Genomic DNA, 17768 nt, shown 5'->3' with positions numbered 1-17768 from the left:
ATGACAGCGCCCTTCCGTAACCGGCGGCGGCAGGCATCTGATGCCCGCGCCCCGCACAGTCCGTCGCGACGTGCCTTTCTGAGTTACAGCGGTGCCGTGGTCGGGGGCGCGCTGGTGAGCGCCTGTGGCGGCAGCTCCGACGACGCCGCAGCACCGGTCGCCACCACGCCCACCGCACCTGTGCAAGCGGACCCGATCTGGGGCACGAACGGCTTGGCCACCACCATCATTTCGTCGCTGAAGGGCGTGGCGCAGAGTGCGTTCCCGGCAGTTGATTTCCAGGTCGAAGCGTATGGCGCGCAGCCGTGCAGCGTTGTCGCACAAACAAGCCCCTACACCGATCCGACCAAGTCGCCCGTCAGTTCAGGCGCCGGCGCAACGCAGGCGCCCGGCGCATTCGATTCGCGCCCGGCATTCCTGGCAGCCATTGCAGCATGCAACGCAGCCGGTGGCGGGCGCGTGGTGGTGCCGTCGGGCACGTGGTATTGCGCCGGGCCGATCGTGCTGCAGAGCAACGTCAACTTTCACCTCAGCGCCAACTGCACGATCTATTTCAGCGCCAATCCGGCCGACTACGCCAAGGATGGCCCGATCGATTGCGGCACCAACGGCAAGCTCTACTACAGCCGTTGGCAGGCCGACGATTGCCTGAATTACGGCTCGCCCATCTACGCACGCAACGCCAGCAACATCGCGCTGACGGGCGAAGGGGCGACCTCGGTGCTCAACGGCCAGGCCATGACACCGTTTGCCGGCACGGGCAACACCAGCACGTGCTGGTGGACTTTCAAGGGCACCAACGGCGCCTATGGCTGCGCCAGCTCCAGTACGCCGTCGCAGGCTTACAGCAACCCGAACAACGTCGACTTGCAGACCGCGGTGCCGGGTATTCCGAGCGCGCTGTATACGCTGCTCACCAATCCGGCAACGCCCTGGCAGCAAGACCAGAACTATCTGCCCGCGCTGTCCGAAGCCGGCGTGCCGGTTGAGAAGCGCATCTTCGGGCTCGGTCACTACTTGCGCCCCAGCATGGTGGAGTTCATCGGCTGCACCAACGTGCTGATGGAGAACTACCGCACGGTCAACACGCCGTTCTGGCAGCACCATCCGGTGCACTGCACGAACGTGGTCATCCGTGGCGTAACGGTCGACAGCATCGGGCCCAACAACGACGGCTTCGATCCCGACGCCTGCAGCAACGTGCTGTGCGAAAACGTCACGTTCAACACCGGCGACGACTGCATCGCCATCAAGTCGGGCAAGAACCTCGACACCGGCTACGGCCCGGCGCAAGACCACGTCATCCAGAACTGCACGATGAACAGCGGCCACGGCGGCATCACGCTGGGCAGCGAAATGGGCGGCGGCGTGCAAAACATCTATGCGCGCAACCTGGCGATGCTCAACCAGTTCTGGGCGACAAACTCGCTGAACATCGCCATCCGCATCAAGACGAACATGAACCGTGGCGGGTTCGTGAAGAATTTCTATGTCACCAACGTCAGCCTGCCCAACGGCGTGAACCTCACCGGTGCCGGTTACGGCAGCAAGATGCTGGCAGGCAGCCCGATCAACAGCACGGTGCCGCTGGGCGTGGTGACGGCGGCCGCAGCAAACCCGTCAGCTTCGCAAGGCGGCCTGATCACGTTCGACTGCGATTACCAGCCTGCAGCCGATGCCATTCGTACGCGGCCGGCACTGGTGCAGAACGTGAACATCTCCAACGTAACCGCCGGCAACGTCACCACCGGCGGCCTGACGGGCTCGTGCTTCCAGGCCATCGTTGCGCAGGGCCCCGTGGCGTTCGACTACAACGGCGCGCTGCCTGTGCCCACCGTTCCGCCCATCACTGGCGTGACGATCTCAAATTGCAACTTCGGCACGCCCACGGCGGCAGGCCCGGCAAGCGCCACTACGCCGGGGCCGATCTACGCCTACAACGTGCACGACATCACGCTGCAGAACGTCGTGATCGGTGGACAGACTTTCAACACCACCGTAACCGACGCCCGCTGAGCAACCCGCCTCCTTCGCGCTTGGCTGGTTCTGCTGGCCAGCGCCTTTTTATTCCGACCCTGCTGCCCACACATCCATCATGAAACGCCCTACCGCAATCGCTCGTACCTCCCTGCTGTTCGCCGCACTGCTGGCCGCCTTTGCAAGCGGCGCTGCGCAAGCGCGCACTTTCCGTGTTGCCGACGTGCACGGCGATACCTACCCCACCAACATGGCCGTCAAGTTCATGGGTGAGGAGATCAAAAAGGCCACTGACGGCAAGGACTCCGTCAAGGTGTTCGGCAACAGCGCGCTGGGCTCGGAGAAAGACACCATCGACCAAGTGCGCATCGGCGCCATCGACATGGTGCGCGCCAATGGCGCGGCCTTCAACGAGATCGTCCCGGAATCGGTGATCCCCTCGCTGCCCTTCCTGTTCCGCGACATCGACCATTTCCGCAAGGTGATGTACGGCCCGGTCGGCCAGAAGATCCTCGATGCGTTTGCCGCCAAGGGCTTTGTCGCCCTGACGTTCTATGAGAGCGGCGCGCGCTCGATCTATGCCAAGAAGGCCATCCACACGCCGGCCGACATGAAGGGCGTGAAGATCCGCGTGCAGCCGTCGGACCTGATGGTCGACGAGATCAAGGCCATGGGCGGCACACCCACGCCGATGCCGTTCAGCGAGGTCTACACCGGCCTGAAGACGGGCCTGGTGGATGCGGCGGAAAACAACATCCCGTCGTATGAAGAAACCAAGCACTTTGAAGTCGCGCAGATCTACTCCGAAACGCAGCATGCGATGACGCCGGAAGTGCTCGTCTTCTCCAAGAAAATCTGGGACACGCTGACGCCGCAGGAGCAAGCCGCAATCCGCAAGGCTGCTGCCGACTCCGTGCCGTACTACGTCAAGCTCTGGACCGCGCGCGAGCAGGCGGCCACGGCAACCGTGACCAAGGGCAACGCCACGATCGTGCCGGCTTCGCAGGTTGACCGTGCCGCCTTCGTCAAGGCCATGCAGCCGATCTGGACGAAGTACGAGACCACGCCGCAGATGAAGGACATCGTCAACGCAATCGTTGCCACCAAGTAAGCCTGCATCACCGCTCAAGCGCGGGGCCTGCGACTTTCCCGCAGGCCCCACGCCGGGCAGGCCCCCGATGTATGCCGTTGGTACACCGGCCCCGCCTGCCCACCTCCGATACCGCGCTCCCCTCCAGGTTCAGCATGCAATCGATGTCTTTACTCAAACGCATCAACGATGCGTTTGCGCTCGTGCTCACGCTTGTGGCGGCGTCATGCCTGGCCACGCTGACCGTGCTTGTCTTCTACGGCGTGATCATGCGCTACGTCTTCAACAACGCGCCGGATTTTGTTGAACCCATCGCCCTGCTCATGGTGGTGGCCATTGCCATGTTCGGGGCCGCGCTTAAGGTGCGCGAAGGCGGCCATATCGGCCTGGATTCCTTTGTCGAACGCCTGCCCGCCGGCGGCAAGCGCGCCGCGCACGTGCTGCAGAAGCTCTGTCTGATCGCCTTTGCCGTGGTGATCTTCATCGGCTGCTTCGACATGGCCGAAACCACGTTCGGTGACCGCATCCCCATCCTCGGCCTGCCGGAAGCCGTCCGCTATTGGATTCCTATCGTGGCGAGTGTCGCCATCGCCCTGTTCGCTCTCGAACGCCTGATCGGGCTGTTCGCGCAAGACGCAAGTTAAGTCACCATGGATCTCGCCATTCTCTCCGTCAGTTTTCTGGCGTTTCTTCTGCTGGGCGTACCGGTTTCGTTCGCGCTCGGCCTGTCATGCGTGCTGACGTATCTGCACGAGGGTCTGCCGGCGGCCACCGCCATGCAGTCGATGATCTCGGGCATGAACGCGTTCTCGTTCCTGGCCGTGCCGTTCTTCATCCTGTCGGGCGAGCTGATGCTGCACGGCGGCATTGCAGACCGCATCCTGCGCTTCGCGCAATCCCTGGTGGGGCACTTCCGCGGTGGCCTGGGCATGGCCAACGTGGTGGCCTGCACGCTGTTCGGCGGCGTCTCGGGCTCGCCCACCGCCGACACGTCGGCCATGGGTGGCGTGGTGATTCCGCTGATGAAGCGCGAAGGCTACAGCGCCGCCTACGCCGTCAACGTGACCACGCATGCCTCGCTGGCCGGCGCGCTCATGCCGACTTCCACCAACATGATCATCTACGCCTTTGCGGCGCAGGGCATTGTGGGCTCGCTCAACGGCCAGCAGGTGAGCGGCGTGTCGATTGGCGACCTGCTGTTCTCGGGGCTGCTGCCGGTGCTGTGGGTCATGGGCTTCGTGCTGATTGCCGCCTACTGGCAAGCCAAGCGCTACGGTTTCCCGCGCCGGGCCGACGGCTCGACCGAGCTGCCGCCTTTCCCCGGCTGGTTTGCCGTGGCACGTGCCTTTGTGGGCGCAGTTCCGGGCCTGATGGTGATCGCGCTGATCCTGGTGTGCGTGGCCATGGGCATTGCCACCGCCACCGAAGCCGCCGCCATCGCAGTCGCCTATTCGCTGTGCCTGACGGTGCTCGTCTATCGCTCCATGACGTGGGCCAAGTTTCGCCGTGCGCTGGCCCACGCCGCCAAGACTACCGGCGTGGTGCTGCTGCTGATTGCCGTGTCGAACATGCTGCGCTTCCAGATGGCCTACCTGGAGATCCCGGACGCCATCGAGCAGATGCTCACCCAGACCAGCGCCGCACCGTGGCTGATGCTGCTCTACATCAACATCCTGCAGGTGTTCCTGGGCACGTTCGTCGACATGGCGGCGCACATACTGATCACCACGCCGTTGTTCCTGCCCATGGCCATGCATTGCGGCGTCGGCCCCGTGCAGTTCGGGATCATGCTGCTGCTCAACTGCTCGCTGGGGCTGGTGCATCCGCCCATCGGCTCGGTGCAGTTTGTCGGCTGCGCCATCGGCGAAGTCTCCATCGGCGAGACCACCAAGATCGCCTGGCCCTACTACCTCGCCATCTTCACCGCCATCAACGTGGTCACGTACATGCCGTTCTTCTCGACCTGGCTGCCGAGCGTGATCAACGGGCACCCGGTGTACTGAAGCAACCCAACCAATAACCAACATGCAGCCACGGCTGCGACATCAAGGAAGGAGTCATCATGAAGAGCCAAGTCGCCATCGCGGCAGCGATCGCACTCACGGGGGGAATCGCCGGATCGGCGTACGCGCAAAGCAGCGTCACGCTGTACGGCAACATCGACGTGTCGGTCGGGTATCAGAGCAACCAGACCTCGGTCGGCTCCACATCGAACGGCCATTCGGTCGTCAAGCAGAACAGCGGCATCTGGTCGGGCAGCCGCTTCGGCTTCAAGGGCAACGAAGACCTGGGCGGTGGCAACAGTGCGCAGTTCGTGCTTGAAGAAGGCTTCAATGGCGACACGGGCTCGCAATCGGTCTCGGGGCTGATGTTCAACCGCCAGGCCTTCGTCGGTCTGGCCAACCGCGAGCTGGGCACCGTTACGCTGGGCCGCCAGTACACGGCGTACTTCTCGATCCTGGCCCCGTACAGCCCGATCAACTGGCTGACCGGCTTCTACGGTGCGCACCCGGGCGATATCGACTCGCTCGACACCAACTACCGCGTCAACAACTCCGTGGTCTATACCTCGCCCACACTGGGCGGCGTGACCTTCAGCGGCTCCTACGGCATGGGCGAAACGCCGGGCAGCGTGGGCAACGGTTCGACCTGGAGCTTTGCCGCGCGCTATGCCAATGGCCCGGTCGGCGTGGGTGCCGGTTTCATGCGCGTGAACAACTCGACGGTGGGCGGCGGTGCCTGGGGCGCGAACTCGGCGCTGTCCAACAACGGCAGCCAGCCGGCCGTGTCCGCCATCAACGCGGGCTACCAACTGGCGGCGGCGCAACAGCGCTTTGCCGTGCTCGGTTCGTACACGTTCTCGCCGGCATGGGACGTGTCGGTGTCGTACTCCAACGTGCAGTACATCCCCGGCGTGAACTCCAAGTTCGCCAGCGAGGCGATTTTCAACACCGGCGGCGCCGTCCTGCACTACAAGGCCACCCCGACGCTTGACCTGGCGGCCGGCTATTCGTACACGCGCGCCACTAAGGCCAACGGCATTGCGGACGCGGCGACATATCACCAGTTCAACCTGTCGCAGTACTACAGCTTCTCCAAGCGCACGGGCCTGTACCTGCTGGAGGCGTATCAGAAAGCCAAGGGTAAGACGATCTCCCCCACGGGGGGCATCATCGATGCCACGGCGTCCATCGGCGATGGCCAGAACGGCGCGCCCTCGGCAACCGGGTCGCAACTTACCGTGGCTGTCGGCATGATTCACCGGTTCTGACCGGTTTGAACGCCCGTCACGGCGTCCGCCCGGACGCTGTGACCGGGTTCACCTCAGTTCAAGTGCGCGGAGTTTGCCGCTATCATGGTGCCCGCGCTGCCCTTGGTCTCTGACCGCATCGACACCTCAGGCCGCGCCGTTGCGATCCCTTCCACTTCCTCCCGAACTCGTTGCGAGCTGTATGACTTCGCGCCCTTTCCCCTCGCCCCCTGAGGACGAGGCCACCATGACCGCCGCCCGACGCGTGTATCTGAAGCTGCGTGAGCGGATTGTCGAGATGGAACTGCTACCCGGAACGCGCATCGTCGAGAAGGATCTCGCAGAAGAATTTGGCACCAGCCGTACCCCCGTTCATGAGGCCGTCCAGCGGTTGGCCGAGGAAGGGCTGATCGATGTCCAGGCCCGCGTCGGGACGTTCGTGTCGCGCATTCCGCTCAACACGCTGGAAGAAGCCATGCTCGTGCGTGGCGCGCTGGAAGTCGCCATCATCGAGAAGGCTGCCGAGCGCATGACGCCCGAAGGCATCCACAAGCTGAACGTCGTGCTCGAACGGCAAGCGCAATGCGTGCGCGAGAGCAACCGGCGCGGCTTCTTCCGCACCGACGAAGCCTTTCACGCCACGCTGGCCGAGCTGTCCGGCTACCCCGGCGTCTGGCAGATCATCCTGGAAGTCAAAACGCAGATCGACCGCTACCGGCTGCTGACGCTCCCGCTCGAGGGCCGCATGACTGAAGTCCTGGCCGAGCACCGCGCGGTGATCGACGCCCTCGCCTCCAACAATCCGAAACGCGCCGTGCGCGCCATGCGTGAGCACCTGGATCACGTGCTGCCGGTGCTGGAAATTACCCGTCGGCTGCGTCCGGAGTACTTCACCATCTAGGCAGGTTCGGGCGAGTGGCCGCTTCGGGCTGGGCGGCCGCTTGGTCAACCATGTCGATGCACGGCCTTCGCCAGCCTGCACCACCGTGAGCGGCTTCGGCGCCGACGCGTGGAACATCGGGAATTTACATTCCCGAATCGATCTGCCGAATTCACCTTTCGTTCGACCTTGGCTCGCTGTTAATCCTCGATTCACATGCGCAGTGGATCATGTCGGACCGACTCGCTCCCATGCAACGCCACTCCATGCCGAATTCCACTTCCGTGAATCCTTTGCCGAGCACCTTGCGCAGTGCCGTATTGGCACTCAGCCTGGCACTCTCGTTGCCCGCGTTAGCGCAAACGAACGCCCTGCGGGTGGCCTCCGATGTAAAGGACATCCGCATCAAGGCGCTGAACGTGCTGCCCAAGGCCAATGGCAGCAAGAGCGACCGCGATGACTGCCCCCAGGCCGTCATGAAGCCGGCATCGGCAGCAGCCAGGCAGGTGGCGGCACTGGGCTGGGCGGTGATGGCCGATGTGCCGCTTGGCTCGGCATCTTCCGGCATGTATCGCGCCATCAGTTTTGCGGGCCGCCTGGAAGCCGGTACCAGCGCAACCTGCAACATCACGCAAGGCAACGTGGCCGTGTTCGACAACGACAAGCTCGTCGCGCTGGCCTACGGTAAATCCGCAGAAGACACCGCCATCGGCACCCTCACCGCGCTCGAAGGCGGCGCCGTGCGCGTGTGGGACGGCGACATGGTTGTGTCGCCGGTTGGTGACTTGCGTGTCGACGCTGATGGCACGGTGCGCCTGGGAAAAATTGCCGACGAAGATGCCGTCTGCCATGGCCGCGCCAAGGTGCCGACAATCTATGGCATGCCGATCGACAAGGCCCGCAAGGCACTTGCCGCCAAGGGCTGGAAACCGGTACGGGGCGGCCCCAACGGTGAGCCGCGCCAGAGCGCCCTGGTCAAGCAGGGCCTGGTGGAAACCGAAAACTGTGCGGGCACCGGCCTCGCCTACTGCGACTTCAGCTACACCAGCCCCGCAGGCAAGCTGACCGTGACCACCGCGGGGGAGGACGACCCGCCGCACGTTGTCGACTACGAGGTCAAATGCCGTTGAACGGCAGTGGCGCGCTCGTCAGGCATCGCAACCGTTACATATTGTTACATTTTCGCTTGCCAGGTCTGTCGATTCCGCCCACCCTTCATTCGACGTGCAAGTAGAGGCGCGAACATCATGCGTCGCCTCCAACCCAATCGAACCGAAGGAGAAGCACCATGCGATTCATGATTCTGCGTCTGGCCGACAAAGACACCGAAGCCGCCGTCATGCCAAGCGAAGAACTGCTCACCGCCATGGGCAAGTACATGGAAGACCTGGCCAAGGCAGGCGTGCTGCTGGGCGGCGAAGGGCTGCATCCCAGCTCGCGCGGCGCACGCGTGGAATTCAAGCATGGCAAGCCGACCGTGATCGATGGCCCGTTTGCCGAAGCGAAGGAGCTGATCGCCGGCTACACCATGTTGCAGGTCAAGTCGGAAGAAGAAGCACTGGAGTGGGTCAAGCGCTGGCCCGCACTGGATGCCGGCGGCAACGTGCGGCTGGAAATCCGGCGCGTGTTTGAAGCGGAAGATTTTGGCGCGGAGTTCACACCCGAAGCCCGCGAGCGCGAAGACCGCCTGCGCGCAGAATTGGCGGCCAGGCAGCAATAAGCAGCAATAAGCGGCACCGTCATGGCCGGTTCGACGCCCGATGCACTCGCCATCCACCGCACCATCGATGCGGTGTGGCGCATCGAATCGGCCAGGATCATTGCCGGGCTTGCACGCCTGTTGCGCGACGTGGGGCTGGCCGAAGAACTGGCGCAGGATGCGCTGGTCGCGGCGCTGGAGCAGTGGCCTGCGTCCGGTATCCCCGACAATCCGGCCGCCTGGCTTACTGCCACCGCCAAACACCGCGCCATTGACCGGCTGCGCCATCACACGCTGGCGGAGCAAAAACATGCGCTGCTTGCCATCGAGCTTGGGATCGAACAGGAGCTAGCCGAGGCCGATGCCGAAACAGCGCGCGAAGCGGCCATCGGCGACGATCTGCTGCGGCTGGTCTTCATCTCTTGCCATCCGGTGCTGCCGCACGAAGCCCGCGTGGCGCTCACACTACGACTGCTTGGCGGGCTGACCACACACGAGATCGCCCGCGCCTTTCTGGTGCCGGAACCCACGGTGGCGCAGCGCATTGTGCGCGCCAAGAAGACGCTCTCTGCAGCACACGTGCCGTTCGAGCTGCCCGAGCCCGAAGCGTTGCCCGAGCGGCTTTCGGCCGTGCTGCAGGTGATCTATCTCGTCTTCAACGAAGGCTATGCCGCTACCGCCGGTGACGACTGGACGCGCCCCACGCTGTGTGAAGAGGCGCAGCGCCTGGGCCGCATCCTGGCGGGGCTCATGCCGGGCGAGCCGGAAGTGCTTGGCCTGCTTGCGCTGATGGAGCTTCAGGCCTCGCGCCTGCGTGCACGCGTGGGCCCCGGCGGCCAGCCCATCCTCCTGATGGAGCAGGACCGCAGCCGTTGGGATTACCTGCTTATCCAGCGTGGCTTTGCGGCGCTGGCACAAGCCGAAGCCTGCGGGCGCGGGCTTGGCCCTTATGGGCTGCAAGCGGCCATTGCGGCATGCCATGCAAGCGCGCGCACTGCCGAACAAACCGACTGGACACGCATTGCCGCGCTGTACGACGCGCTCGCCCAGCTCTCGCCCTCGCCCGTCGTCGAACTCAACCGTGCCGTTGCTGTAGCCATGGCGTATGGGCCGCAAGCCGGCCTCGACATCGTCGATACGCTGCTCGCCGAACCGGCGTTGCGCAGCTATCACCTGCTGCCCAGCGTACGCGCCGATTTTCTTGCGCGCCTCAACCGCATGGAGGAAGCCCGCGCGGAGTACGAGCGCGCTGCTGCACTCGCACACAATCGGCAGGAACGCGCGCTTTTGCTGGAGCGCGCAGCCCAGTGCGCGTCCTCGGAGTAACACCGCGGCACGCTGCTTGCTACGCAGATTGGCTTGTCGACAACACGACCGCCGCGGAACCTTGATTGCGCTGCGGCCGTCCATCCTGCGTGAACCGTTCTCCGTCTTCCCTTCTCAGCATTCAGGCGCTGCGGGGCTTTGCCGCGCTGTATGTGGTGGTGTTCCACTCCGGGCTGGCCCTGGCCCACACCGACATCCCTGCCCTTGCGTGGTTGACCACACATGTGATCAAGCGCGGTCATGTAGGGGTGGATGTGTTCTTCGTCATCAGCGGTTTCATCATTGCGTGGGTCGCCATTCTTGGCCCGAAGGGGCCTGAGCCGGCCGGCGAATTTCTCGTCAAGCGTGCATTCAGGCTGGCGCCGCCTTACTGGTTGATGTCGGTGCTGCATTCCACGTGGCTCAACCCGGTGTCGGCGGGCGTTTTGCTCACGTCGCTCGCGTTTGTGCCGCAGGCCAATGTGGATGCACCGTACTTCGGGTATCCGGCACTGTATGTAGGCTGGTCGCTCAACTACGAGGTGTTCTTCTATGGGCTGTGCGCGGTGGGGCTTGCGCTGTTCGGCCGGCGTGCGCTGGGGCTGGTGACGCTGGCGCTATTCACGACCACGATCATCGTGCCGTTCTGGCATAGCGGGGCCGTGCAGCGCAACCCGGAAGCACTGTACGACTGGGCCACACCGCTGCAGGCCATGGCAGCCAACCCGCTTGTGCTGGAGTTTCTGCTGGGCGCGGGGCTGGCGTGGCTGTATTCAGCGCATCGGCATCGTCTCACCCCGGCCTTCGCGCGGGTACTGATGGCGGTGGGCGTGGCGACGTTCGTGATATCGGTCGTTGGCCCTGTTCCCAAGTTCGATCTGCTCGCCCGCGGGCTGCCCGCAGGCGCTTTGCTGATCGGCATGGTGGCCATGGAGCACTGCGGCGCGCTTCGCGTGCCGCGCGTCGCCGTTTGGCTGGGTGAGCTGTCATACGCGCTCTACCTCGTGCACCCGAGCGTGATCGAAGCCACGCACCGACTGGTAGGCAGGCTGGCGCCGGAATGGATCGGCACGCAGTTGATGCTGTTTGCCGTCAACCTTGCGTTCACGCTGGTGTTGGCCATGCTGCTGCATCGCTATGTCGAGCGACCGTCCATCGCCCTGGGCCGGCGCGCCGTCGACTGGATGCGCAACCGTCGACACGCCTCGCGTATGCGCCTGGGCCAACAAGAATCTTGAGCTGCGACGCCTCCGCACCACCTGCGATGCGTAACGCGATGCCGATGCCGATGCCGCTAGCAGCTCCCCTCAAGCAGTCACGCTGAACATCAACGCCTGGATCTTGCCCTCGACTGGGCCCGGGCCGAACTGCGCCGTCAATGCATCGGTACATACTTCGGTGGCGTCGGTCAGTGCATCGGGGCCGAATGCCTCCAGTTCGCCGCGCACCGGTGTGCCCTGGCAATAGGCGATGGCCACCCCGCGTGCCGTCTCTGCCCGGCTGCGCGCTGCAACAACGTCGTACATGACGTCTGCGGTAAAACCGCCCGCACGGGCGTCGGCTTGAATCGGCGCCGGGTCGTAATGGCCATGCGGCGTGCGCGCCAGAAACATGGGCGGATTCTCGGGAAAGCGCTGCACCAGCGCCTTCGTCACCACATTTGCAAAGTCGTTGTCTTCAATCCGGCCCCACACGCTCAAGAGCAGCTTGCCGCCCGGTGTCAGCACACGACGCGCCTCAGCAAAGGCCCTGGGCCGGTCGGGGAAGAACATCGCGCCAAACTGGCAGATCACCAGATCGAAAGATCCGTCGGCAAACGGCAGTTGCTGGGCGTCGGCCTGCTGCCATGTCACGGGCCGGTCCGTGCCCACGGCGGCCGCGCGATCGAGCATCGGCAGGTTCAGGTCGGTTGCGACAATCTCCGTGGTTGCGGGTAGTGCACGCGCCAGTGCGCGCGTCACTGCTCCGGTACCTGCGGCAACTTCCAGCACGCGCTTCGGCTGACATGCCGCCGCCCGCGCAGCCATGTCCACCGCATAGGGCTCGAAGATCAACGGGACCAGCAGCGTGTCATACAGCTCGGGAATCGAACCGGAGAAGACCTGATCGGTGCCATGCGCAGCCATCGTTCACCACCTTTGCCCAAGAGGATGCTTGGGTATGAATGGTTATAGTCCGGAACCGCGCGGCGGGCACTCCGCCAAGTCGACTAGATGACATGCCTGCCAAGGCATGAAGGAGCCGGCAAGGCGCGGGATTACGCACGCTTTCTGACGGCCGCCCCCGCCTGACGGGGCATGCGCCCCAACGCCGGCTTGAGCAACGGTGCGTGGTCGCCAAGAAAATCCCACAGCCGATTGGCGACGGGCCCGTGCGGCTGATCCCGCCGTCGTGCAACCGCCAGCTCCTGCACCATGCCAGGAAAATGCCGCCCCGCAATCGACAGCAATGCCCCTTCGCGCAATTCCGCATCGATCAGGAACCGCGGCAGATGCCCCCACGCCATGCCGTGGAGGATCAGCTCTTTCTTCATCAACTGATCGGGCACGGCGCACTGCGGCGCCCCTTCGATGACGTAGTGGGATTGCTCCGGTGGGTTCCGCGCCGAATCATTGATGACGCACTGCATGAAGCGCTGCATCTGCTGTGCCGTCACTGCCGGTGTGATGGGAAACGGGAGAAAGCCCGGCGCCACCACCGGCACCATGGCGATCTTGCCCAGGTCGATCCACTCCATGCGCACATCCCCTTTCGGCACGCGGTGGACGATCAGGTCGGTGTCGTCTTCCAGCAAGCGCTCCCACGGTCCGGTGACGGCCTCAAACTGCAATTGCAGACGCGTCTGCGGGCACTGACCGAAGAACTGGCTGAGCAATGCCAGCACGGGCTGCAGCGGGCACAGGTCACCCAGCACCACGCGTAGCTCGGCTTCCTCGCCCATCGCCAGCTGCTTTGCATGAGTCCGCAGTTCATCGCTTTCGCGCAGCACGGACTGCACCTTGCGGTGGAATGATCGCCCCGCCTCCGTCAAGCGCACGCGATAGCCGCTACGGTCCAGCAGGCACAAACCCAATTGCCCCTCCAGCTTGGCGACCGCCGCAAACACGGAAGGGTGCGAACGATGCAGCCGGTCGGCGGCCGCCTGAAAACTGCCGCCCGTCACCACCGCATCGAAGCACTGCAGCTCGTGAAGCGTGAAGTTCTGCATTGTCGGCAAAACCTACAAAGTTCGTCAGAACTTCATAGTATCCCCGAACCTCATCGGCTTCTAGGATGACGACATCCCAATCGTTTCAACCGTCTTTCTCAGGAGCCCATCGTGACCACCCGAAACGACCTCTCGTTCATCACCACCGGTGACGGCACACGCATCGCCTATCGCTTCGACGGCGCGGCGGGCAAGCCCGTCCTGCTGTTGTCCAATTCCATCGGCACCGACCTGCACATGTGGGACGTGAGCGTGCCGCGCCTGGCCGAGCACTTTCACGTGCTGCGCTACGACGCGCGCGGTCATGGCGCTTCGGATGCACCGGCCGGCGCATATTCGATGGATCGTCTCGGTCGTGACGTGGTGGAACTGCTCGATGCGCTGGGCATCCAGCGCGTGCATATGCTGGGGTTGTCGCTGGGCGGCATCGTGGCGCAATGGCTGGCGATCCATGTGCCGGAGCGCATCGACCGGCTGATCCTCTCCAACACTGCTGCGCACATCGGCCCGACGCAGTATTTCGATCACGCCATTGCTGAACTTCGGCAAGCGCCCGACATGCAGGCAACTACCGAAACATTCCTGCGCAACTGGTTTCCGGCGCGCATGCTGGAGTCGAATGATCCTGCCGTTGATCCATTCCGCCGCACACTCCTGGCCACGCCGCGCGAGGGCATCATCGGCGGGTGGGCGGCGGTGCGCGATGCCGACCTGCGCCGCACAATCACGCTGATCACGCATCCGACGCTCGTCATTGCCGGTCAGCACGACACCGTGACGTCTGCCCGCCATGGCGAGGAAATTGCCGCCGCTATTCCAGGAGCGCAACTGCACATGCTGGACACCGTGCACCTTGCCAACGTGGAGTTGCCGGACGCGTTCCTTGAAGCCGTGCTGGATTTCCTGGGCGTGCTCGAAACTGTTTGATACATCGACACACCGCAACGCAGCCGGTTAACATGGCGGCCATCCAACCGATGTGCCGCCAGCCATGTCCCGCGTCAAGAACGAAGACGAATTCGAGCTACGCCGCGAAAGCGTGCTCGACACCGCCGCCGAAGCCTTTGCGGCCGACAGCTACCCGAGCGTGTCGATGAACCAGCTTGCCGCTGCGTGCGGCGGCTCGAAATCGCGCCTGTATCACTACTACGAAGGCAAGGAGGCCATCCTCTTCGACCTGCTCGACCGCTACACGCGCCGGCTGGCCGATCTGGTTGAACGCGCCGAGAGCGACGCGCGCCATGCCAAGCTCTCGGCACGCGCCACATTGCATTTGCTGATCCGCACGTTTTTGGCCGAGTACGCCACGTCGCGCACGCGGCATGTGGCCTTGCTCAATGATGTGAAATACCTGGCGCCGGAACAGCGCGACATCGTGCTCGCGCGCGAGCGGGACGTGGTGGCAGCCGTGGGGCGGCAACTTGGTGCCGCCTACCCGGACAAGGTGGATGAAGCCAACCGCACGCCCATCACGATGATGCTCTTCGGCATGATGAACTGGACGTTCACCTGGCTCAAACCTGACGGACCGCTCTCGTACGAAGGCTATGCGGAAATGGTGATCGACATGCTGGAGAACGGCCTGGGCGGGCTGGCTGGCCCGAGCGGCACGAAAGGCTGACGTTCAACGCTCGTCATAGCTGACCACCACGCGCTGCGTGAGCGGCCGCGCCTGGCAGGTCAGCACAAACCCCTGCTGGATCTCCCAGTCTTCCAGGGTGAAGTTCTTGTCCATCTCCACACGGCCTTCCAGCACCTTGGCACGGCACGTGCAGCACACGCCGCCCTTGCACGCATAGGGCAGATCCAGCCCCGCACTCAACGCACTGTCCAGCACCTTGGCGTCGCCCGCCATCGGCACCTCGTGCAATTTGCCATCGAGCACAACGGTGAGCGCGACATCGCCCGCCACGGCGGCATGCTTGCGCGGCTTGGCCACCGCCGTCGCGTCGCCCACCGGCACGCCAAAGCGCTCGGCATGCACGCGCTCGCGCGGCACACCGCGCTCGAGCAGCGCCGCCTCCACCGCATCGATCATCGTCGACGGGCCACAGATGAAGGCAGCATCGATATCGTCGGGCGGGATCAGCGTGTCCAGAAAAGCCTGCACCTTCGCGCCATCGAGCCGCCCGTTGAACAGCGCGATCTCCTGCGCCTGACGCGACAACACGTGATACAGGGCGAAGCGATCGAGGTAGCGGTCTTTCAAATCTTCGAGCGCTTCGCCAAAGATGATGCTGTCGACGCTGCGATTGCCATAGACCAGCGTGAAGCGGCTCTGCGGCTCCGCCGCCAGCGTCGTCTTGATGAGCGAGAGGATGGGCGTGATGCCGCTGCCAGCCGCAAAGGCCACGTAGTGGCGGGCGCTGTCGGCTGCAAGCGGCACGTAGAAGCGGCCGTCTGGCGGCAGCACATCGAGCGTCTGGCCCACGCGGATGCGGTCGTGCAAGTGGTTGGAGAAGACCCCCGCATCGACACGCTTGACTGCCACACGCAACTCACCGTGCGCGTCATAGTCCTGTACGGCGCAGCAGATGGAATACGAGCGCCGCAGTTCTTCGTGTCCGGGCAGTTGACCCGGCGGTACGCGCAGCGTCAGGAACTGGCCTTGCGTAAAGCGGTATGCGCTACGCAGATCGTTCGGCACGTCAAAGCGCACGGAAATCGTATCGGCCGTCTCGCCGCGCACTTCGGCAACACGCAAGGGGTGGAATTGCGGAGTCATGGCGATCGCGCTCAGGGGGCTTAGTAGGGCTTGAAATAGTCGAACGGCTCGCGACACGCACGGCAGCGGTACAGCGCCTTGCAAGCTGTCGAACCGAAGGCGGAGATGAGTACCGTATCGTGCGATCCGCATTGCGGGCAGGCGATGTGCTCGGCCTGCGTTGGGCGAGTAAGACGAATCGGGCGTGCACCATCCGCTTCGGTCACATGTGCCGGCGGCGCAATACCAAAGTCGCGCAGCTTGCGGCGCCCTTCAGTCGTAATCCAATCGGTCGTCCATGCCGGCGACAGCACCGAGCGCACGCGATACGCACCCACGTCTGCCGCCTGCAACGCACGACTCACATCATCGGCAATTTGCTCCATGGCGGGGCAGCCGGAATACGTAGGCGTGATCGTCGCCACCAGTGTGCCGGCCTCGTCGAGCTGCACATCGCGCAGGATGCCAAGCTCGGCAATCGTCACCACGGGAATCTCCGGGTCGGTGACGGCCTCCAGCGCGATACGTGCGCGGGCCAACCGCTCGCTTACCACGATGCCCCCGGGAACTGGCGCGCCAGCCCCTGCATCTCGGCCAGCAGATAGCCCATATGTTCGGAATGCACGCCGTGCTTGCCAGTGCTGACATACGGGCCAGGCTCCGGCCAACGCAGCGTCGCCTCATCCAGCGCGTCACGCACGGTGGCTTCCCATACGTCACGCAGGTCTGCCGGGCGCACGCCAATGCCGGCCTCGGCCACGGCAGTTTCAACATCGTCCGTGGCGAAGACTTCGTTGGTGTATGGCATCAGCCAATCGAGCGCGGCTTGGGCCCGCGCATGCGACTCATCGGTGCCATCACCGAAGCGCACAAGCCAATCACGCGTATGGGCGAGGTGGTAACGCACCTCCTTCACCGATTTGGCGGCAATGGCGGCCAGTTCAGTGTCGGTCGAACGCGTCAACGCTTCCCAAAGCGGCACCATCAATGCCGCGTACAGGAAGTGGCGGACGATGGTGACAGCGTAGTCGCGCGCGGCTGCCGAGGTCGCTACCATCGGCCCTGCGTGCGGCAGCTCCAGCAGCGTGTAATTGCAGAAAGCGGGCTCCGCACGCCAGTAGGCGTACTCATCCTCGGTGCGCGGTGTACCGGTAAGCCTGCCTTCGATCTGCCCCGCGCGCGTGTAGAGCAACCGCGCCTGGCCGATCAGGTCAAGACTCAGGTTGGACAGCGCGATGTCTTCTTCCAGCACGGGGCCATGGCCCGTCCATTCCGCGTTGCGCTGGCCGAGGATGAGCGCGTTGTCGGCCAGACGAAGGATGTATTGCAGATGCGCGTCAGAAGTCATCACCGCGGCTCACATGTGGTTGACTTCATCGGGCAGCCGATAGAACGTCGGGTGGCGATAGATCTTGTCGGCCATCGGGTCGAACAGCATCGGCTTGTCGTCGGGTTCGCTGGCAGTGATGGCGGCCGACGGCACCACCCAGATCGAGACGCCTTCCTGCCGGCGCGTGTAGACATCGCGCGCCATCTGCAGCGCCTGCTTGGCGTCTACCGCATGCAGGCTGCCGCAGTGCTTGTGCTCCAGGCCCTGCTTGCTGCGGATGAACACTTCCCACAGCGGCCATTCGTGTTGATGCATGGTGGGCTCC

At 64.1% G+C, this 17768-nt stretch carries 18 protein-coding genes; 12 read left to right on the top strand and 6 right to left on the bottom strand.

Going from position 1 to position 17768, the window contains the following annotated elements:
* The 10 genes from ACU8YE_RS15570 (at window position 1) to ACU8YE_RS15525 (ending at window position 11439) form a co-directional block, all read left to right on the top strand.
* Complete coding sequence (locus tag ACU8YE_RS15570) at window positions 1–2016, top strand: glycosyl hydrolase family 28 protein (protein ID WP_433868203.1); 2016 nt, start codon at window positions 1–3, stop codon at window positions 2014–2016.
* A gap of 79 nt (window positions 2017–2095) precedes the next feature.
* Window positions 2096–3088 carry a TRAP transporter substrate-binding protein gene (locus ACU8YE_RS15565; protein WP_232039236.1) on the top strand — a complete coding sequence of 331 codons (993 nt, stop codon included), beginning with the start codon at window positions 2096–2098 and terminating at the stop codon, window positions 3086–3088.
* A gap of 134 nt (window positions 3089–3222) precedes the next feature.
* Window positions 3223–3711 (top strand): TRAP transporter small permease, encoded by a 489-nt coding sequence (locus ACU8YE_RS15560; protein WP_232039235.1) that lies wholly within the window; start codon window positions 3223–3225, stop codon window positions 3709–3711.
* A gap of 6 nt (window positions 3712–3717) precedes the next feature.
* On the top strand, window positions 3718–5070 hold the full coding sequence (locus tag ACU8YE_RS15555) for a TRAP transporter large permease (protein WP_232039234.1): 1353 nt from the start codon (window positions 3718–3720) through the stop codon (window positions 5068–5070).
* 59 nt (window positions 5071–5129) lie between these two features.
* Window positions 5130–6338 (top strand): porin, encoded by a 1209-nt coding sequence (locus ACU8YE_RS15550; protein ID WP_024979305.1) that lies wholly within the window; start codon window positions 5130–5132, stop codon window positions 6336–6338.
* A 226-nt stretch (window positions 6339–6564) separates the two neighbouring features.
* Complete coding sequence (locus ACU8YE_RS15545) at window positions 6565–7218, top strand: GntR family transcriptional regulator (RefSeq protein ID WP_024979306.1); 654 nt, start codon at window positions 6565–6567, stop codon at window positions 7216–7218.
* A 209-nt stretch (window positions 7219–7427) separates the two neighbouring features.
* The gene (locus tag ACU8YE_RS15540; protein ID WP_446929096.1) at window positions 7428–8327 is read left to right on the top strand and encodes a hypothetical protein; all 900 of its coding nucleotides are present in this window, start codon (window positions 7428–7430) and stop codon (window positions 8325–8327) included.
* Between the two features lie 158 nt (window positions 8328–8485).
* Complete coding sequence (locus tag ACU8YE_RS15535; protein WP_232039232.1) at window positions 8486–8917, top strand: YciI family protein; 432 nt, start codon at window positions 8486–8488, stop codon at window positions 8915–8917.
* Between the two features lie 21 nt (window positions 8918–8938).
* Complete coding sequence (locus ACU8YE_RS15530; protein WP_446929095.1) at window positions 8939–10222, top strand: RNA polymerase sigma factor; 1284 nt, start codon at window positions 8939–8941, stop codon at window positions 10220–10222.
* 89 nt (window positions 10223–10311) lie between these two features.
* Entirely contained in the window at window positions 10312–11439 is a 1128-nt protein-coding gene (locus ACU8YE_RS15525) for an acyltransferase family protein (RefSeq protein WP_446929094.1), read from the top strand.
* 69 nt (window positions 11440–11508) lie between these two features.
* Here ACU8YE_RS15525 and ACU8YE_RS15520 read toward each other — a convergent pair whose 3' ends face one another.
* Window positions 11509–12327 (bottom strand): methyltransferase domain-containing protein, encoded by an 819-nt coding sequence (locus ACU8YE_RS15520; RefSeq protein WP_440839650.1) that lies wholly within the window; start codon window positions 12325–12327, stop codon window positions 11509–11511.
* A 131-nt stretch (window positions 12328–12458) separates the two neighbouring features.
* Window positions 12459–13409 (bottom strand): LysR family transcriptional regulator, encoded by a 951-nt coding sequence (locus ACU8YE_RS15515; RefSeq protein ID WP_446929093.1) that lies wholly within the window; start codon window positions 13407–13409, stop codon window positions 12459–12461.
* A gap of 111 nt (window positions 13410–13520) precedes the next feature.
* Between ACU8YE_RS15515 and pcaD the strand changes: the two genes are divergently transcribed.
* Together pcaD and ACU8YE_RS15505 are read left to right on the top strand one after the other, a co-directional pair.
* The gene (pcaD, locus tag ACU8YE_RS15510) at window positions 13521–14336 is read left to right on the top strand and encodes a 3-oxoadipate enol-lactonase (protein ID WP_446929092.1); all 816 of its coding nucleotides are present in this window, start codon (window positions 13521–13523) and stop codon (window positions 14334–14336) included.
* 64 nt (window positions 14337–14400) lie between these two features.
* The gene (locus ACU8YE_RS15505) at window positions 14401–15030 is read left to right on the top strand and encodes a TetR/AcrR family transcriptional regulator (protein ID WP_316871644.1); all 630 of its coding nucleotides are present in this window, start codon (window positions 14401–14403) and stop codon (window positions 15028–15030) included.
* Window positions 15031–15033: 3 nt separating this feature from the next.
* Here the strand turns inward: ACU8YE_RS15505 and paaE are convergent, their stop codons facing one another.
* From paaE to paaB, 4 genes are read right to left on the bottom strand one after another with little or no spacing between them, the layout of a single operon-like run.
* Window positions 15034–16134 (bottom strand): 1,2-phenylacetyl-CoA epoxidase subunit PaaE, encoded by a 1101-nt coding sequence (gene paaE / locus ACU8YE_RS15500; protein ID WP_446929091.1) that lies wholly within the window; start codon window positions 16132–16134, stop codon window positions 15034–15036.
* Window positions 16135–16154: 20 nt separating this feature from the next.
* Window positions 16155–16667, bottom strand: coding sequence for a 1,2-phenylacetyl-CoA epoxidase subunit PaaD (gene paaD / locus ACU8YE_RS15495; protein ID WP_446929090.1), 513 nt, complete (start codon window positions 16665–16667; stop codon window positions 16155–16157).
* A complete protein-coding gene (gene paaC / locus ACU8YE_RS15490) occupies window positions 16661–17461 on the bottom strand; it encodes a 1,2-phenylacetyl-CoA epoxidase subunit PaaC (RefSeq protein WP_446929089.1) in 801 nt (266 codons plus the stop codon). The genes paaD and paaC overlap by 7 nt, the downstream gene beginning before the upstream one ends.
* A 9-nt stretch (window positions 17462–17470) precedes the next feature.
* Complete coding sequence (gene paaB / locus ACU8YE_RS15485) at window positions 17471–17758, bottom strand: 1,2-phenylacetyl-CoA epoxidase subunit PaaB (protein ID WP_004635034.1); 288 nt, start codon at window positions 17756–17758, stop codon at window positions 17471–17473.
* Window positions 17759–17768 lie beyond the last annotated feature (10 nt).

The sequence above is a fragment of the Ralstonia sp. VS2407 genome (assembly GCF_052950655.1).
Note: the sequence above shows the minus strand (reverse complement) of the source record. Positions and strands in the feature narration are given on the sequence as shown.

Excerpts from the sequence above, each read along its gene's own strand:
- ACU8YE_RS15520 (WP_440839650.1), bottom strand. The coding sequence starts at position 12,327 with ATGGCTGCGCATGGCACCGATCAGGTCTTCTCCGGTTCGATTCCCGAG.
- ACU8YE_RS15560 (WP_232039235.1), top strand. The coding sequence starts at position 3,223 with ATGCAATCGATGTCTTTACTCAAACGCATCAACGATGCGTTTGCGCTC.
- ACU8YE_RS15565 (WP_232039236.1), top strand. The coding sequence starts at position 2,096 with ATGAAACGCCCTACCGCAATCGCTCGTACCTCCCTGCTGTTCGCCGCA.
- ACU8YE_RS15530 (WP_446929095.1), top strand. The coding sequence starts at position 8,939 with ATGGCCGGTTCGACGCCCGATGCACTCGCCATCCACCGCACCATCGAT.
- ACU8YE_RS15545 (WP_024979306.1), top strand. The coding sequence starts at position 6,565 with ATGACCGCCGCCCGACGCGTGTATCTGAAGCTGCGTGAGCGGATTGTC.
- ACU8YE_RS15515 (WP_446929093.1), bottom strand. The coding sequence starts at position 13,409 with ATGCAGAACTTCACGCTTCACGAGCTGCAGTGCTTCGATGCGGTGGTG.
- ACU8YE_RS15535 (WP_232039232.1), top strand. The coding sequence starts at position 8,486 with ATGCGATTCATGATTCTGCGTCTGGCCGACAAAGACACCGAAGCCGCC.
- ACU8YE_RS15555 (WP_232039234.1), top strand. The coding sequence starts at position 3,718 with ATGGATCTCGCCATTCTCTCCGTCAGTTTTCTGGCGTTTCTTCTGCTG.
- ACU8YE_RS15540 (WP_446929096.1), top strand. The coding sequence starts at position 7,428 with ATGTCGGACCGACTCGCTCCCATGCAACGCCACTCCATGCCGAATTCC.
- paaB (WP_004635034.1), bottom strand. The coding sequence starts at position 17,758 with ATGCATCAACACGAATGGCCGCTGTGGGAAGTGTTCATCCGCAGCAAG.
- paaC (WP_446929089.1), bottom strand. The coding sequence starts at position 17,461 with ATGACTTCTGACGCGCATCTGCAATACATCCTTCGTCTGGCCGACAAC.
- ACU8YE_RS15505 (WP_316871644.1), top strand. The coding sequence starts at position 14,401 with ATGTCCCGCGTCAAGAACGAAGACGAATTCGAGCTACGCCGCGAAAGC.
- paaE (WP_446929091.1), bottom strand. The coding sequence starts at position 16,134 with ATGACTCCGCAATTCCACCCCTTGCGTGTTGCCGAAGTGCGCGGCGAG.
- ACU8YE_RS15570 (WP_433868203.1), top strand. The coding sequence starts at position 1 with ATGACAGCGCCCTTCCGTAACCGGCGGCGGCAGGCATCTGATGCCCGC.
- ACU8YE_RS15550 (WP_024979305.1), top strand. The coding sequence starts at position 5,130 with ATGAAGAGCCAAGTCGCCATCGCGGCAGCGATCGCACTCACGGGGGGA.